A 16899-nucleotide genomic window follows, 5' to 3' on the forward strand; every position below is an offset into this window, starting at 1 on the left:
TTCTATTATTTACCTCCACCTGACGATAAAGCATCTTTACTGACATCTTTAGTTCCTTCCCCTGAAGCAAATGAATCATCCCCCTGAACTCCCCCCTTACGTCTACTTCCACTATCAGGCTTATCTCCAGTCGGCGGTTTACGTTGCGAAGCTTGAGCAGCATCCTTAATAAAGGCTGCTCCTTTCTTTACTAAATCAACGATTTTAGTTGGGCTTGCTGCTACTGCAGACATATTTGGACCATTAGTTAAATCAGCAGCAAATTGTCCTATAGATTTAGAGAAATAATAAAAAATAACTGAAAATACTAATACACATAAAAGTTCTGCAAGAATAGATACGACATCCTTAACAATTGATTTTATTGGAAAAAGTATTACTAAACGCTCTTCCCAACCTTCTCCTGCATAATATTGTAATAGTTTATATCCTAAGCTTTCTTGACATTTATCTGCATTATTGACAGGTAATCTTAACTCAAAAGTACTAAATTGAGTATCATTTTTTTCATAATCATGTCTTAGAAATTCACAATTTTTAAATATTGCTGAATCATACATAGTTATTAATAAAGCTATAAAACCTGCTATTACTGCTGGCTGTAATGCACATGATATACATACTTTCATCCATCCGTCAAAATAAGCTTTCGTACGAGTAAATAGAGCCATAGGAATAAATATTGGAGAAATATATGTCATAACATAAATAGTAATCATGCAAACTAAATAATGTGTAATAAAATATAAAAGTATAGATAAGAATATTATTGAAAATACTAAGCCTGCTGCAAATATAATAATATTTCCTGCCATAAAAAATCCAAACATAACAGTAAAGAATCTAAGTAATCCTACTTTACCTAAATCATTCGGACTATTTTTATCCGGAATACTAAGATTAGGTATAGGTGTATTATTACCACTAGGGCCTGTTCCATTTGTAAAGTTACTTAAAACTCCATTCTTATCAATATTATAAAGCAGATCTAAACCAAGATAATAACCTACACGACAATCAATAGCATCCCATAAACCATAAAATTGATAACCATCTTGATATTTTGAAATATCAAATTGGCATAATCCTCTAGAACCTGAAGCATTAAAGACAATCTGTGCAAACTCCGGTGCTACTCCCATCAAAAGAGGTAATCCATATTTTAACATACCATTTTCTTTTGCTGGTTGACCGCTATCAAAATTTAAAGGACCAAGGCCAATAGAAAAATAAGCAACAAATAAGAATTTTATTATAAAAGTAGCTATTTTTTCAATATTTGCATATTCTTTATTTAGAACCATATTAAAGGCAAAAAACATAGTATAAAGAATTAGTGCTGCACTGATAGCTCTTTTTAAATAACCTTGAAATGTAGAAAAAGCAGCAAGATTAGTTATTCTAGCATTTTGATCTTGAGAATTACAGCCATTTCCAGTAAAAAACACTTTATTAAGCGTTTCACCCAAACACTGAACTGCAAGACCAGAAAAGTTAATTAATGATTGGCTATAACTTGCTCCCGTATAACAACTTTTTCCTATATTACTACACTCTGGGACATCAGGTAAAGTTGGCGGCGGAGTAAAACTTAAAGCTTTACATGCTACCGGCATCGGTCCTCTTGAAGTCGGCATAAATAAACATAAATCATTATGCCATTTTTTAACCGTTAAAACGATATTTTGTAATATAGGATTTGCTCCAAGATAAGGATTATTATCAGTACTCAAATCACTAATTTTTTTAGCATCCCCTTCATTTAAAGTATATATAGTACAAGGCTTACTACTACCTTCTCTATTCTTAAAACAAAAAGTTATACCAAGAGCAGCAGGATCACAATTACATCCCGGCGCCTTCATATCAATACTACGAATTATATAACCATATGCTGTATTTGTTTCCAAATATCCATCTGCAGTAGTTGGTAAACTAGAACATGATTCTCCAAAACCAGCAAAGCTACTTAAAGCAAAACCTTCTAAACAAATTAGAACCAAAATTTTTATAATTTTATGAATTTTCATTGGAATCATTATCTATTCTTTTGCTTCTATCTTCAATTGTTCTGTCACTTCTTTCAGATCTAGTATTTGATTGTGCTTTCACATCTCTTGCCCTACCCTTTTCACTACGATATAATTCTTCTGTCTCTTTCTCAAAAGTTGCTCTTCTTTCACGAATCTTAGCGTTTTTCATTTCTTGCTTTACATATCCGACATCACCTTGTTTTAGTTCATGACTTTCTTGTTCAGTAAATATCCTATCTTGAAGCCCTCTAATAGTACGTTTAATTTTAAGATCACTATCAGACTCAATTTCGGTAGTATGTTTTATTCCGGACTCTTTCTGTATTTCTTGTTTTATTTCAGGAATAGATTCATTAGTGTTGTGTTTAACATTAAGATCTTTAGATAAATCTTCAACCTTATTTTCATTACTATTTCTTTTCACATCAAACTTACTTGGAACAGATGAAGAAGATATTTGCGTCTGCAGATCTATAGGTGTTCTTATATTAGTAGAGTCGATACTTAACCGCCCCTCCTCAGGAGCAGTACTCAGCGTTGCTCCGCTATCTGCAATTTTAGTACTAGAAGTTGCTACTGAAGATGAAATAGTAGAAACTGTAGAAGGCATTCCTATACCTCCACTTGAGCTTATAGTATCACTGCTTCCACTGCCTTTAACGCCTACTAAATCACTTGCACTTCCACCTTTACGACCGATTAAATCGTTCGCCCCGCCCCCTCTACTTGCGACCTTATCCATCCCTTTGCCTGCAGAACCTGCCGAAGCAAGTGCTGCCATAGCAGCCTTAAATATTGCTTGTGGTTTTATAGCAATATTATTAAGAGCTACACCTTCTGTCATATCTGCAGCGAATTCAGCTAGCTGGCTACTAAAATTATACATTAAGTATAAGGTAAAACATGCTGTAATTAATGCTAGCAGAATATCTTTAATTTTTTCAAAAAGTATTTTTGGTGAAATAAAGAACATTCCAGGACTTGAAACTACTCCTGATAAAAACGGAAATTTAGAAAGGAATTTATCTGTAGGAATATCTCCTGGTTTACTAGTAACGATTTCATTTACACTGTCTTTTGCAAAATTAAAAACTGATGTAATTGGATTATTTAACATGTAACCTAAACTATTCTGACAGTTCTTTGCTTCCTCTGTAGTATATTGTGTCCAATCATTATTAATATAAAATACTAAAACATCACGACGAGAAGTACCACCTTGAACTACATCCTCTATACTATTATGAATTAACTTACTACTATATTTACATTTACCGTAGAAACCAACGTCATACACTGAAAACATTGTAATCATAAAAGTGACAACTACCATAGGCTGTAACAAAAATGAGATCATTAGTTTAACCCAACTCTCAAAATAATTGCGTGTATACTGAAATAAAAACATAGGTACAAAAAGAGGAGCTAAAATACCTAGTATCACTATCGATATCATACACATAATTGTTGCATTAACCATAAAAGCAGCAACTGAAATTACAAGTAATGGATAAGAAAGAGCGAGTGATACTAACATCATATTACCAGATATTATTGCTGGAATTAGCAAATAAATATATGGCGGTGCACTAAAACTAAAAAAATCAAAATTTAAAAAATCATGGCTCCGATAAGCATTTTCGACAAGTAACGTAGATAATATATCAAGTCCCAAATAATGAGCTACTCTACAGTCTAATGCATCCCATAGGGCAATATAAGAAATACTGCTATCATAAGAAACATCAGAACCATTAAATTTACACAAATTAGAAGGAGCCGCATTCATAATCCAACTAGCTAAACCATTTATACCATCAAGTAAGAAAGGGAACGCCCACTGAATCATACCGTCCAAGCGATCATAAGGAGAACCGTTACCCTGTGTTATATTAATTCCTATTGAAAAATAAGTTACGAATATCATTTTCAATATAAAATTTATAAATTCACTTTTTGACGGGGTTTCATCTGCAAGTAAAAGTTTAAAACCAAAAAACATCACATATAAAGTTAAGAAAGCCGTAACTATTTTATACATTCCTACTTGAAACTGAAATAATGCACTAGTTTTCCTTGAAGACAAATCAATTACATGATTTACATCTTCAAAGCTACAAACATCTTTACTAATCAATAGTCTTGCAATCATTTGTCTTATACATTCTATAAGAGGAGAAGTCATGACTATTGCAGTTTTTGAAGCATTATAAGCTTTTTGATAACATCCTCCACCTGCTGCACTACATGAAACTAATTTTAAAGGATCAGTTGGAGTAGAATTAGGATCTTCACTAAAATTCTTATCGCCTACATCTATAAAACTATTATACATGGATTTTGGGAAAGGTTCTTTTATATATTTACAACCAACAGGCACATATCCGGTAAATCCAGGTGTTGCCATACATATTCGATCATTATCTTGAATAACTTTCCAAATTATTACTGGAAAACCTACATCAAACATAGTACCGCTCTCGCCAGGCTTAGCTGTATATATGTTATAATAATCTGCCTTCTTATTCTTCCAAGTTTCTCTTATATTATCCCAAGGATCACTACCTGTTAACACAGCTTTAGCAATAGCAATTGCTGATTCTGCAACAGCAGTTGTTCTTGCTACTAAAAGCTTTGTATTACTACATAAACCAAAAGTTAATTTTGGATCATTTGGATCAACTCTATTGTCACGTGTACATTGACCACCAGAGAATTGGCCTCCAAATAATTCATCATCATTTATTTTAAGCTTTAATAACGTATTCATGTATAAAACAGGAGAAACAAGATTCATTATTGCAAAAGTAAAGAACGGAGCAACAATACATGTATGTGAGAATTCACTGCGTAATAAATCACCGACTCCTTGTGTTTCACAAGTTAAGTTACTTAAAGTATTTGTAATGCTGTCAAGGGCATCAGAAGCATTGGTTTTCTTTACAAAGCCAAAATTAAGCACAAAACTTATTATTAACATTGTAAGTACACTACAAGAAAATAATTTCATAGATAAATATTTACCTCGTATGCTGCCCTTGTAGAGAATAAAACGTATTGTATAGATTTTATGTCATTCCCGCAAAAGCTTGAATGATATTGATACAGGAATGACAAAACATGCCTTTCAAGACACAACCACGACACCCATGATCCATCTAATTTATAATGTTTTAACTGCTTCATAAAATATAGGTAACCACTTATCTGGATCATTGCCGTATTTCTCTCTAATTTGATCGAGCAATATTACAGTTTCAACTCTACCAGACAAAACACTAATTATATTATTCATACCGTCTAAATCAACTTTAGCAACTACAGCATCTACACCTTGTTTTATTAAAAAATAACGTGTTGTAGGATCAGTAGTTTTAATTAAAATATATTCACGCTGACTTAACATAAACGCACTACGATAAATATCCGTAGCTTTCAAATTAGGTAGAAAAATCTGTGTGGCTGTTTGTTGAATCAATGTATCACTAATTCTACTTTTTGCTGCATCTTCTACACTCTGTGTAGCAAATATAACAAAAGTATTTAACTTTCTCAACACTTTTAACCAATCTTTAATCTTAGGTGCAAATACTGGATTATCTATTAGTGCCCAAGCTTCATCAAGCACTATCATAGTTTTTTGTCCATCTAAAGAGATATTAATACGATGAAAAATATATAACAATACCGGCGCAAGACTTATAGGATCTTTAAGTAATTCAGTCATGTCAAACCCAAATACTCTTGCTTTTTGTAAATCGATATCATCTATTTCATTATCAAATATCTTAGCGTGCGAACCTTTACCAACCCACATTGCAATCCTACTTGCTAAACTGTTCGGGGTATCAATTCCAAGAAATGCTATAACATTACTAAGACGTCTATCTTTTTTCTCTAATCTAAAATTACCGCTTACTGCTTGAGCAAGTACTTTATTATCTTGTGCAGTTAAACTCTCACCATTAGAAGTTACAAGCACACGAAGCCACTCTAAAATAAATGTCCTATTTTCGCTAGTATCTTCAAGCTGTAACGGGTTAAAGTTACATTTTAACCCAGGATCAATGATTGTATAAACTCCATTTAATGCACGTATAAATATTTCTGCTCCTCGATCTTTATCAAAAAAGAACATACGCGGTTTAAATTTTTGTGCCTCAGCACATAAAAAATTCATAAGAACTGTTTTACCGGCACCAGTGGGACCAATAATCAAAGTATGTCCAACATCTCTTACGTGAAAATTAAAATAAAATGGAGTGCCGGAAGTAGTATCAAGTACTGTGACATATTCTCCCCAATGATTATCTCGAATTTTACCAAGCGGATAATTATGTTGCGAGGCAAAGCTAGCCATGTTTAATGTGTTTATAGTAGATTTACGTACTATATAATCCATATTCCCTGGCAACTGCCCCCAATAGCTAGGTTCCATGTTAATTTTTTCTCTAACAGGCTGAATACCTGAGTTAGAAAGCTCAACTGCTGCCATTGATAATATATCTTCTAAAGCTTTAATATTATTTGCAGAACATAAAAGTGATAAATGATGTTCACCAAAACCAATATCACCGCTAGTTGCCATGTCAAGTGCTTGTGAAATCTCAGCGATTTGTGAAGTAGCTCTATCACCAGATTGTATCATTCGGTTTTGTTGTAATTGCATTTTACCTATTGCTACAGTTCTGTTAGCAAAAACAAAGCTTTGAGTCATCACAAACTCAAAAGGCATTTGCAAAAACCCATCAAAAATTCCTGCTGAAGTATTAGGACCATATTCAAGGATACTCACTATTCCAGCATATTTCGTACCTAGTGGACTTCTTGCTTCAATAGTACGAGAATCAAAAAACAAGCGATGTGTCGGCAAATATTCATCAATAGTACCGCGTGGTAATGCTATTGGTCCTGGTGAATCGCCGCAATTAATTAAAGAGGATAGAAACTCTAAAATTTCACAATAATTACCTGCCTGCGTCTGACGAACCCCGAGTAGTCGTGCTCCATAACCTCTAAATGTATTAGTTATTCTGGCCGACATTTCTTGAAGATTTTCTTTCATCTCTTTCATGTCATTTTCCCAGACAGTTTTATTAGATTTTTGTCTGAGTTTTTTTATAAAATACTCAACTACAGCAGCACCACTATTATCAGGCTTGTATAGAATACTAATGTATAATTCATTAAAAAATGACCTAGCACCTGCATGTTTTTTACGCCATTCCGCCCCTAAATAAGTAATAAAATCATTAGGTACTTTTACAGTAGGGTCATAAGTAAAGTCTGTATCATCAAATATTACTGCTTTACGTCTTCTAATAGTATGGAAATACATGACAATATTGCCTGAAGACATATTTTTTAGTAAAGAATTTCTAATATTTTTTTTTATGTCTAGATCTTCATCATCCGCAGTTTCAAACGAAAACCCATTTATTTTAATTACTTGCAAAAGCGAATTATCTTTAGTTAAAATGGTATTACTATCCCAATGACATTTATAAGGAATAAAATGCGAAGCTTGTTTTTCTTGCTTAGACCTTAATTCTTTAGCTGCTCTAGTTCTAAATAACTTCATTACCTCACCTAATTTGAACTATTTTAATCTATTTATTTACTTAACATCATTAAACCAAACAATATATTTTAAAATACTATAGGATATGTTATTTTCTAGATATTCCCAAGTAAATGAAGAGGTTATTCTATTTTATATTTTAAATACTATATGAATTTGCTCCATAGTAAAATTTATTAGGACATTGGCTTGTCTTTGACATTTTATTTAAATATAATTCTATAAACCTTGGTTCCTTAAAACATATAATATACCCTATAAGATGTAGGGCAGCTGCAACAAATAAAATAGTAATACCATTATTCCAAATAAAAACTATCATAGTCATTATCATATTCAGGGCAGCAAACTTAATACTTACCCCAAATATCATTGGTGGTCTAGTTAACCCTACGAATAAAAGATCCGATGCTAATGTTCCTGCCATAAAAAACCTTCTAATTTTGTATATTTTATTCTATATTTCCTCATATCATTTTAGTTCAGTGTTGTCCATATATACCAAAAATGGCTACAATGTTATACCTTAGCTATGAGCACAGTATCTTGAAAAAGACAACTTATATTATTTTATATTTCAATAGACCACGCTACAGGTATTACATTATAATATGTTTTCGATCCACTACATCAAATGTTGCTTGTAATAATGTTAAAGAAGAATATTACTACTTTACATACTGATTTACAATCATAGTCAAAAATATATTGAGTTCGGTACCTCACTATTTACAAAATGTATGTAACTGATATTATTTTAAAGCGAATTAATCGCTATTTTAATTAATTCTTCTTCAATAAAATCATTACTATCACTTAACACTAATTTCAATAAGCTAACATCTTGTATTTTTATATTATATAGAAATGTCTCAGATGACTACCATTATCTCATATTGTGACATGGAATGTGCTGCACCTAAAGCAGAAATAATTGTTGCTACCATTAAGTTAATATCTAATAAATGAGTTTTTTCCTGAGCATCGTTAGCAAATAGCACTATTACAAGTATAATATCATATAAAATGTCTAGATTAACCAGAATAGAGGCTCGCTTAATAAACAATATTCGTAATATCATGATTTATAATCTTTCGGTGAGGTAGTTTTGATTTTTTACTTGTAGTAAGTTAGCATCTTGACCTAAAATATCAACTGCATAACAATTCACACTACTCAGCTTTGCTACTATAAGCTTGTTAACATAACTAGATAAAATCTCCATAATAATAGAGCTATTTATAGAACTAAATTTATTTTACCAATTTTTTGACTAAAATTTTTACCTATTTATAATATTAAAGACACTACATAAATCGATATGATCATGTACCATATCTATTTTAGCACTACACATCATTTTATTATATTCTAAAATTAGAGTAATGTTACTAGGAGATACTATCTACCTCTTTAAGATTTGATGCATTTCACTAAACTAGCTTTAAGCTCTTTTGCGCCTTCTTTACTCCTACTGCTTACATATGTAACATTACATGAGTATTGTAAAGTTGCAAGAAAATTCTGTGCTTCAGCAATAAGATTTTTACGATCTATAACTTTATCAGACTTTGTAAAAATAATTTGAAAAACTCGTTTGTTTTTAAGTAATAGCTCAGCCACTTTTTTATCATTTTCTTTTATACCTCTTCTTAAATCAATCAATAAGTTAACTAATTTAAGACTATTACTGTTATGCAGATAATAACTAATTAATACTTCCCACTGTTCTTTGACTGATGTAGGAACATTAGCAAAACCATATCCTGGAAGGTCAACAATAATAAGTTTATCTGCAAGATTAAAAAAATTGATTTGTCTAGTACTCCCTGGAGTATTAGAAACTTTAGCAAGATTTTTATTATTACATATCATGTTTATTAGACTTGATTTACCAACATTTGATTTACCAACAAACGCAATCTCCGGTAGTGGAAAATTAGGGATTTGATTTATATTCATAGCACTAGCTACAAATTTAGCTTGATGACGAAAAAGTTTATTACTATCAATTAATTTTATACCTACTACTTTATTATTTACTAGGCCCTCGTTAGTCATAATTTATTTTCATGTTTTATACGATTAGATTTGGGTTTTCCTTGTTAAGCTTAGATTTCTATACCATCATATTACTCCTGCAAACGCAAGAATAATATAAGAACTATAAAAACTGTTCTCATCTTAAACATCACAAGTACTTGCCAAAGCATACAGATAAGAAATAAATTTATTGAAAATATAAAAATATGGTAGCGGGGGCTGGATTTGAACCAACGACCTTCAGGTTATGAGCCTGACGAGCTACCGAGCTGCTCCACCCCGCAATAATTAAAGATTAATAATCTTTGTCATACTTACACAGCTAATTTTGTTATATCATCAGCAAGCAGGTATTGCTGCATGACTCTGATGTTGTTCCTAATATGGCATTATTTTGTTGATGTTCAAATCACCACTGCAAATGACTAAAAGGAGTGTGATAACCTAGAAAAATAAAAAAAAAACTCTATAAATTAGCACTTTTTTACTAGATTGCTTCGTTAATTACTCTGTAATCTTCTTCACTTCTCTTTGCAATGATGGTTAAAATATTTAACATTAGATCTAAACTAATTAACTTCCTTCTTGCTACCGAAAGAAAGGCCTAAAAACCTTTTATTAAAATCACTAACACTCTTATTGGATTGATTTACTATATTCCCGAAATCTTTATTCCATGCAGGATGCTTTCTAAAATCAACATCCATTAAAATCTCACCAATAGGATGAGTCGACATTGTCTCAAAAACATCACCACCTACTTTAATCAAAAGCTTTTTATATTCTGGATGTATACCACTTTTCATAACGATTTTATCACTTTAGTCTGAATTATTTTTTTCTTTATAGCTCTAGCCGCATTAGATAAAACATTATAATCTGCTTTTAACATATATGCATCAAAACCACCAGCCTTTTCAACTGAACTAATACACCTAGCATTAACTGATAACCTATACTCTTGAGTAGTTATATCACTCATAAACTTAACTGACCTTAAATTAGGTTCAAAGCGTCTCCTAGTTTTACGCTGAGAATGTGAAACATTATTGCCGTATAAAACACCCACACCTGTGAGTTCGCACTTACGAGACATAAGCTAAATACCTTAAAACCTATCTAAATAATATTATAGACAAAAGATATAAAGTAATAACAGCATAGTGTCAAGAGTTAATTATTTTATATTAAGGACCTTGTAGAGAAGAAATAAAGATAGACACAATATATTTATACGTTAAATAAGCAAGGCCCAAACCTAGAATAGTTCCAATAACTACTATACGGAATTTTGCAGGACTAAAAATTAAAATAATTATTCCCAAAATAATTACTACTTTTTCTATATCGGCTACTGTATAAGAATTAGTGCTTATAGCATAAACTTTAAGATTTATACCTAGAAATATTATTACAAATAATAAATTCTTTAACATTTTATACCTCAATAGGACCGATAGTTAAACCGTTTATAAACTGCTGTAAATAAGGATTATTACTATTACGCATTTCATCTTTACTACCATACCATATAATTTTTCCTTGATAAATCATCGCTACTTCTTTAGCTATTTTTTCAGCACTAATCATATCATGAGTTATAGTAATTGTAGTAGCTCCTAGCTCTTCTTGTATTTTTATAATTAGCTCATTAATAACGTTTGCCATTATAGGATCCAACCCTGTTGTTGGTTCATCAAGTAACAAAATCGAAGGTGTACTACAAATCGCTCGCGCGAGTGCTACTCTTTTTTGCATCCCTCCTGATAGTTCAGAAGGGTAAAGATCAAGTATTCTAGGTGGTAAACCTACTGAGTTAAGCTTTGAGCTAGCAAGTTCGTTTTTTTCTTTCTTAGATAATTCTCTGGTATCAAAAGTAATATTATCTCGTACGCTTAAGGAATCAAAAAGAGCTCCTCCCTGAAATAAAAAACCTATATTTCTCATAATTTCAAATCTTTTTTTATTTGAAATATTTTGAATTTCTACATCATCAATAAAAATACTACCATTATCAGGCTTAATAAGCCCTACTATATTTTTAATTAAAACAGATTTACCACTTCCGGAACTACCTAAAATAACTAATGAACTACCATTTTTTATATCTAAATCTATTCCATCTAATACTTTATGATTAGCAAAAGATTTATGCAATGACCGAATTTTAATTTTTAATTCTTCCTTTGTATGCATATCTATAACTTTAAAAAAATAGTTCGGTTATTAAATAATTACTAATTAAGATGAGAATAGAAGAATTTACTACTGCAGAAGTAGTTGCTCTTCCGACCCCTTTAGCTCCTTTATCTGAATAATAACCACTATAGCAACTTATTATAGAAATAATAAACCCAAAAACTGCTGCCTTTACAAGACCAGAGATTACATCAATTGGCTCTAGATATTGAAAAGTACTAGTTAAATAAGCAGTACTATTAAAGTCGAGTTTATATACCCCCACTAGATAGCCGCCCATAACACCAATTATATCACCTATTAAGACAAGGCAAGGCATAGTAATAATAGCTGCTATTACTCTTGGGAAAACCAAATATTTAATAGGATCAGTAGATAAAGTATACAATGCATCTACTTGTTCTGTAACTCTCATTGTTGCTATTTCAGCAGCAATTGATGCTCCTACTCTTCCTGCTACCATTAATCCAGCAAGTACAGGTCCAAGTTCTCTGGTAAGGGAAAGAATCACTACAGTTGCAATTGAGCTTTCAGCAGAAAAACGAGAGAAACCAGTATAGCTTTGTAATGCTAATACTGCGCCTGAGAAAAAAGTTGTCATCGCAACGACAGGCAAAGAATAAAATCCGCTAAATAATAATTGCCGAATGACTAAACTAAAATATAAAGGTGGTCTTATAATATTGCTAATGGCCGCTAAGCTGAATAGATACAATCTGCCCACATTCTGTGCTATTTTTATAGTAAGTTTACCAATTGAATTAGCTATATTTAACAACATTTGTGTGTATTCTATTTATAATTTATAGTTAACTAATATAAACTCTTTTATATCTATTACCTAGATTAGTTAATATTTCATACCCGATAGTACCTATAATACTCGCTATTTTATCGGGCGTACAATAATTTCCGATAATCTCTACTTCTTGTCCTAGGAAAATATCCGAAGATGGTAGATCAGTAACATCAATATTTACTAAATCCATTGATACTCGTCCTACTACTGGTACTTTACAACCGTTAATAAACACTTCACCTTGATTACTAAAATGACAGCTATATCCATCAGCATAGCCAAGTGGTAGTGTTGCAATTACACTATTGCGCTTAGTTGTAAAGGTCATATTATAGCCGATATGACTATCTGGTGTCAAATGCTGCAGGTGAACTATTGGTGCTTTCAAGGTTACAGGATTCTGCATTGGGCTTGCTTTCTTCCTCCCTAAAGGATTAAGCCCATATAAAGCTGCTCCTGGTCTTGCTAAATCAAAATGGTAATCTTGCCCTAAGAATACTCCACCTGAATTAGCAAGACTCGCTTTGACATCTGGAAAATATTGTAAATAACTTTTAAATTTTTTTAATTGTTCTAAGTTATAAGAGTTATAATTTTCTTCAGATGCTGCTAAATGACTTATAATATATTCTATTTTTAGCCCATTTAACAAATCACGATTATTAATTAAACGTTCTATCTCACTATGAGTTAAGGCAAAACGATTAATACCAGTATTGAAATGCAAGTAACAAGGTAATAATCGGTTTTCTAGACTACTAAATTTTTGCCAAATTGCAATTTGCCTTAAATTATTTAAAACTGGTATTAAACTATATTTAATAAATTCTAAAGCATCATGCTCAAAGACTCCATTAAGAACTAAAATATTAGTATCACTACCTAGCACTTTACGTAAATTAACACCTTCTTCACTTGATGCCACAAAAAAATATCGACAATTTTCTTCTATTAACGCTTTAGAAATTTTTTCTGCTCCAAGACCGTAACCATCAGCTTTAACAGCAGCACCTACTAGTGCTTTCTTACAAATATCTTTTAATAAACGATAATTAGCCTTTATAGATGATAAATCTATTTCAAGAGTACATAAACTCATATTTTTTAACTCTTTTACAGTAATCAGTATGACAGGTATTATATAAAATTTAGAAGATAAGTCACCTGCTTCTATAGTAGAGCTGTGACAAAAATATTATTTACTAATGAATTTTCAATATTATATTTAAAATCAGAAGAAAGCACTACTGCATGAACTATGAACTATAAAATAGTCAATCAATAAAGCTGAATATTCTTTCAAAAATTTAGCAACTTTATAAATTGTTTCACCACTATATATAATATTATTAATTAATATGTGACTTTTTCTTTTTAACATGAATGCTTATTTCAAGCATCTCACATTATATTATGTAACTCTCTTTTCTTTGTTAGACAAGTTAAATCCTATATTTAGTAAATTACTAATTTTTGTATACACTCCATACTTAAAATTATTATAAGTTTTTAAAAAGATAGATATAAATTTGTAGGATCGAGATTAAAAAATAGAATATTAAAAATATTCTATTTTCTTAGAGAAAACATCAATTGCAATTAGATTATTTACTTCTAGCTTTTAAAGATCAGCTATTAATTGTGCTGGATAGTTTTGAGAATCACTCTAATCTTGCGCGCATAACTGAAATAAGGTATTGCTAAACTTATTCTAGCTGCTCCTGTTTTTTTGCAGTATCTGTCAACAGAAATAATTCAATTAAACAATCATTAATAGACCTTTTTAAGAATGGCTCTTTAAGTTTTGTATTAATTGATTAAAACCTTGATTTTTTAAAGTATTAGAAAATTCATCTTGTTGAGCTCCAATAAGACTTACACCTTCCGTAATTATATCAGACACTTTAAAAAAAATTTTTCCGTCTTTTTTCATTTCACGTACTAAATATTCTACCTTAATAGGATCTTGTCCCTTATTACTAATGATATTCATAGCAACCATAAAATCAGTCGGATTTAATGCGCGCACTCCTACTATTTTAGGTTTTTCGCCTTTATAATCTTTTATTAAATCAGTATAAGCCTTAGTAACATATTTAGAGTAAATTTTTGTAAATTCTTGAATTTGTTCACTAGATAAGGTTTTTACTCCATTACGTCCTAACGTATATCTAGCCATCCAGTTAAAGTCTAGATTATTGTACATTAACTCACGAGCCTTAAAAATTTTTGTTTCTTGAGATAATTCGCTATTATTTAGTGTAATCGAAGCTTCATTTACTAAATCAGTAATATAATCTTTTAAACCAGCAGGAATTCTATCCCCAGAATAGGCAGAAAACGTTACAACTAATAAAAATAAACCAGTAATAATTTTTATCATATAAGCCTTTTTTAATTAATTTTTAGGTTTAGGACATTTAAAATTCTCAGGATATTGCACAGATGCTTCTCGAGCCCGATGTAGTGCTGATCTAATAGCTACATAAGGATCAGTAGAATTTTTTATTACATAATCACTAAACGGCAATGCAATATGTCGATTATTTATTTTGCTCACTGCTAATACTATTAAGTCAAAATCATTATGAGTATAGTACATTAAAGGATTAAGCACATAATTAGTAAATACTGAATCCATCATATCTCTTACATTAGTACTACCGATTATGGGCAATACTAAATAAGGACCTGGAGCAACTCCATAATGTGCTAAAGTATTACCAAAGGTTTGACGATCAGACAGCAAACCTACCTTACTTGCTACATCAAATAAACCACCTACACCTAGCGTCGTGTTAATAATAAACCGCCAGATACTTTTTATAGTTTTATCGTAATTTAGCTGAAGTCCATAATTTACTGCTGTAAGAGGAGTATCAATATTATTGACAAAGCTATTAACACGGTCTTTTATGTAGTCGTTCTTAATATTTTTATAACCAATAGCTAAAGGACGTAATATCATATAATCTAACGTAGAATTAAAAGCAAAGACTTTGCGGTTAAATCTTTCGTATGGATCATAAACTTCTAAACAACCATTTTCATTTCTTCCACCATTATAATTATATATGTCATCATCAACATATTCAAGATCAGCCATTGTAAATGATGAACATAAAATAATAGATAATATAATTAAAATTCTCATGATTTATCATTGGTTCTTTTACAAACGACAATACCATACTTATTATTTTCCGCTAGTGTTAGTTCTTCGGAAGTTAATATAGTAAAACTACTTTTTTGTAAAAAATTATTTATTTCATTTAAGTTAAAAATAAACTCTTTGCGTTTTACCGAAAATTGTGTATTTACAGCGGTTGCTAAACAAAGAGCAAAATACCCTTGTTTACTAAGAGAAGCATGTATTAAATTAAAATATTCTGCAAGATTATTAGTAAATGATAATCCGCAAAAACTAAAAATAACATCAAATTTATTAGAGTTTTGTTTTAAAAATTCTCTAATAGAACTGTTATATATTTGGTCATAAATTTTAGTATTCGGATAATACGCTGCTTGCATATCACTCATTAAAGTAGAAATTTCTACACCTGTCAAAGTGAAGTGTTCCGGAAAACGTTTTTGCACTTCATAACCAGCAAGCCCTATATTACTTCCCAACTCTATAATAGAGTAATTGCCAGGTAAATCAGATATTTGTTGAATAACTTCGTTTACAAATCTGTAAGGAAGATAAATATTTTTATCATTATTAAAAATATTATGATAATATTTTGCAGTTAAATCTTGATATTGTCTCCATATTTGCTCTGGAATTTCAGCCAGATTTTTATAATTTTTTAAAAAATCTATAAATATAGTTTTATCTTTTTCATTAGATTGTTCTAAATATTCTATAGCTTGCTTATAATTATTTTTTAAATAATAAACCCACCCGAGTTGATAATATACTTCAGAATCATTAGGTTTTAAAAATTTATCAACTAATTTAAACCTGAGTAAGGCATCATTTAAATTACCTCTATATAAATGATCAAGTCCAAGCTGATAATTAGTTTCAGCTAAATGAGTAAATTTATATTTACAATCATTGATATAATTTTTGAATTCTAGAATTTTATTTTTAATAAGGTTCGGTATATTTATTATTACTAAATAATAATACTTAATATTGTCTTTTATGTTACCGAGCATAGTTTAATTACTAATTAATTTTACTTTCATATAATAAAGCATATCTTTATAAAATTTTAAATAAAATAATTTTATTATT

15 protein-coding genes and 1 tRNA gene are annotated in these 16899 nt (G+C 30.6%); all 16 read right to left on the reverse strand.

Annotated features, from left to right (window positions below; translation table 11 throughout):
- Positions 1 to 5: 5 nt before the first annotated feature.
- The 16 genes from AC27F4_RS02005 to AC27F4_RS02080 all read right to left on the reverse strand — a co-directional run bounded on the left by AC27F4_RS02005 (position 6) and on the right by AC27F4_RS02080 (position 16820).
- Positions 6 to 2030 (reverse strand): TrbL/VirB6 family protein, encoded by a 2025-nt coding sequence (locus AC27F4_RS02005; RefSeq protein ID WP_487061575.1) that lies wholly within the window; start codon positions 2028 to 2030, stop codon positions 6 to 8.
- Positions 2017 to 5043, reverse strand: coding sequence for a TrbL/VirB6 family protein (locus tag AC27F4_RS02010; RefSeq protein ID WP_487061577.1), 3027 nt, complete (start codon positions 5041 to 5043; stop codon positions 2017 to 2019). Before AC27F4_RS02010 ends, AC27F4_RS02005 begins: the two co-directional genes overlap by 14 nt.
- Before the next feature lie 153 nt (positions 5044 to 5196).
- A complete protein-coding gene (locus tag AC27F4_RS02015) occupies positions 5197 to 7614 on the reverse strand; it encodes a VirB4 family type IV secretion/conjugal transfer ATPase (protein ID WP_487061579.1) in 2418 nt (805 codons plus the stop codon).
- A gap of 139 nt (positions 7615 to 7753) precedes the next feature.
- Positions 7754 to 8041 (reverse strand): type IV secretion system protein VirB3, encoded by a 288-nt coding sequence (locus tag AC27F4_RS02020; protein ID WP_487061581.1) that lies wholly within the window; start codon positions 8039 to 8041, stop codon positions 7754 to 7756.
- Between the two features lie 445 nt (positions 8042 to 8486).
- Positions 8487 to 8615: a hypothetical protein gene (locus AC27F4_RS02025; protein ID WP_487061583.1), complete on the reverse strand. Its 129-nt coding sequence runs from the start codon at positions 8613 to 8615 to the stop codon at positions 8487 to 8489.
- Positions 8616 to 9028: 413 nt separating this feature from the next.
- Positions 9029 to 9676 (reverse strand): ribosome biogenesis GTP-binding protein YihA/YsxC, encoded by a 648-nt coding sequence (gene yihA / locus AC27F4_RS02030; protein ID WP_487061585.1) that lies wholly within the window; start codon positions 9674 to 9676, stop codon positions 9029 to 9031.
- Positions 9677 to 9865: 189 nt separating this feature from the next.
- Positions 9866 to 9942: transfer RNA gene (locus tag AC27F4_RS02035), tRNA-Met, on the reverse strand.
- 285 nt (positions 9943 to 10227) lie between these two features.
- On the reverse strand, positions 10228 to 10464 hold the full coding sequence (locus AC27F4_RS02040; protein WP_487061587.1) for a 50S ribosomal protein L31: 237 nt from the start codon (positions 10462 to 10464) through the stop codon (positions 10228 to 10230).
- A complete protein-coding gene (gene rpmB, locus AC27F4_RS02045; protein WP_487061589.1) occupies positions 10461 to 10754 on the reverse strand; it encodes a 50S ribosomal protein L28 in 294 nt (97 codons plus the stop codon). Before rpmB ends, AC27F4_RS02040 begins: the two co-directional genes overlap by 4 nt.
- Positions 10755 to 10845: 91 nt before the next feature.
- Positions 10846 to 11094: a DUF5510 family protein gene (locus AC27F4_RS02050; protein WP_487061591.1), complete on the reverse strand. Its 249-nt coding sequence runs from the start codon at positions 11092 to 11094 to the stop codon at positions 10846 to 10848.
- A gap of 1 nt (position 11095) precedes the next feature.
- Positions 11096 to 11854 (reverse strand): ABC transporter ATP-binding protein, encoded by a 759-nt coding sequence (locus tag AC27F4_RS02055; RefSeq protein WP_487061593.1) that lies wholly within the window; start codon positions 11852 to 11854, stop codon positions 11096 to 11098.
- Positions 11855 to 11864: 10 nt separating this feature from the next.
- Entirely contained in the window at positions 11865 to 12638 is a 774-nt protein-coding gene (locus tag AC27F4_RS02060; protein ID WP_487061595.1) for an MlaE family ABC transporter permease, read from the reverse strand.
- Positions 12639 to 12666: 28 nt separating this feature from the next.
- Positions 12667 to 13755 (reverse strand): alanine racemase, encoded by a 1089-nt coding sequence (locus AC27F4_RS02065; RefSeq protein WP_487061597.1) that lies wholly within the window; start codon positions 13753 to 13755, stop codon positions 12667 to 12669.
- Positions 13756 to 14439: 684 nt separating this feature from the next.
- Positions 14440 to 15039 (reverse strand): MlaC/ttg2D family ABC transporter substrate-binding protein, encoded by a 600-nt coding sequence (locus AC27F4_RS02070; protein WP_487061599.1) that lies wholly within the window; start codon positions 15037 to 15039, stop codon positions 14440 to 14442.
- Between the two features lie 15 nt (positions 15040 to 15054).
- Positions 15055 to 15810 (reverse strand): MlaA family lipoprotein, encoded by a 756-nt coding sequence (locus AC27F4_RS02075; RefSeq protein ID WP_487061601.1) that lies wholly within the window; start codon positions 15808 to 15810, stop codon positions 15055 to 15057.
- Positions 15807 to 16820 carry a tetratricopeptide repeat protein gene (locus AC27F4_RS02080; protein ID WP_487061602.1) on the reverse strand — a complete coding sequence of 338 codons (1014 nt, stop codon included), beginning with the start codon at positions 16818 to 16820 and terminating at the stop codon, positions 15807 to 15809. Before AC27F4_RS02080 ends, AC27F4_RS02075 begins: the two co-directional genes overlap by 4 nt.
- Between the last annotated feature and the right edge of the window lie 79 nt (positions 16821 to 16899).

The sequence above is a fragment of the Candidatus Rickettsia mendelii genome, from assembly GCF_057543435.1.

Coding starts and splice junctions, on each gene's coding strand:
- AC27F4_RS02005 (WP_487061575.1), bottom strand. CDS start 2,030: ATGAAAATTCATAAAATTATAAAAATTTTGGTTCTAATTTGTTTAGAA.
- AC27F4_RS02010 (WP_487061577.1), bottom strand. CDS start 5,043: ATGAAATTATTTTCTTGTAGTGTACTTACAATGTTAATAATAAGTTTT.
- AC27F4_RS02015 (WP_487061579.1), bottom strand. CDS start 7,614: ATGAAGTTATTTAGAACTAGAGCAGCTAAAGAATTAAGGTCTAAGCAA.
- AC27F4_RS02020 (WP_487061581.1), bottom strand. CDS start 8,041: ATGGCAGGAACATTAGCATCGGATCTTTTATTCGTAGGGTTAACTAGA.
- yihA (WP_487061585.1), bottom strand. CDS start 9,676: ATGACTAACGAGGGCCTAGTAAATAATAAAGTAGTAGGTATAAAATTA.
- AC27F4_RS02040 (WP_487061587.1), bottom strand. CDS start 10,464: ATGAAAAGTGGTATACATCCAGAATATAAAAAGCTTTTGATTAAAGTA.
- rpmB (WP_487061589.1), bottom strand. CDS start 10,754: ATGTCTCGTAAGTGCGAACTCACAGGTGTGGGTGTTTTATACGGCAAT.
- AC27F4_RS02050 (WP_487061591.1), bottom strand. CDS start 11,094: ATGTTAAAGAATTTATTATTTGTAATAATATTTCTAGGTATAAATCTT.
- AC27F4_RS02055 (WP_487061593.1), bottom strand. CDS start 11,854: ATGCATACAAAGGAAGAATTAAAAATTAAAATTCGGTCATTGCATAAA.
- AC27F4_RS02060 (WP_487061595.1), bottom strand. CDS start 12,638: ATGTTGTTAAATATAGCTAATTCAATTGGTAAACTTACTATAAAAATA.
- AC27F4_RS02065 (WP_487061597.1), bottom strand. CDS start 13,755: ATGAGTTTATGTACTCTTGAAATAGATTTATCATCTATAAAGGCTAAT.
- AC27F4_RS02070 (WP_487061599.1), bottom strand. CDS start 15,039: ATGATAAAAATTATTACTGGTTTATTTTTATTAGTTGTAACGTTTTCT.
- AC27F4_RS02075 (WP_487061601.1), bottom strand. CDS start 15,810: ATGAGAATTTTAATTATATTATCTATTATTTTATGTTCATCATTTACA.
- AC27F4_RS02080 (WP_487061602.1), bottom strand. CDS start 16,820: ATGCTCGGTAACATAAAAGACAATATTAAGTATTATTATTTAGTAATA.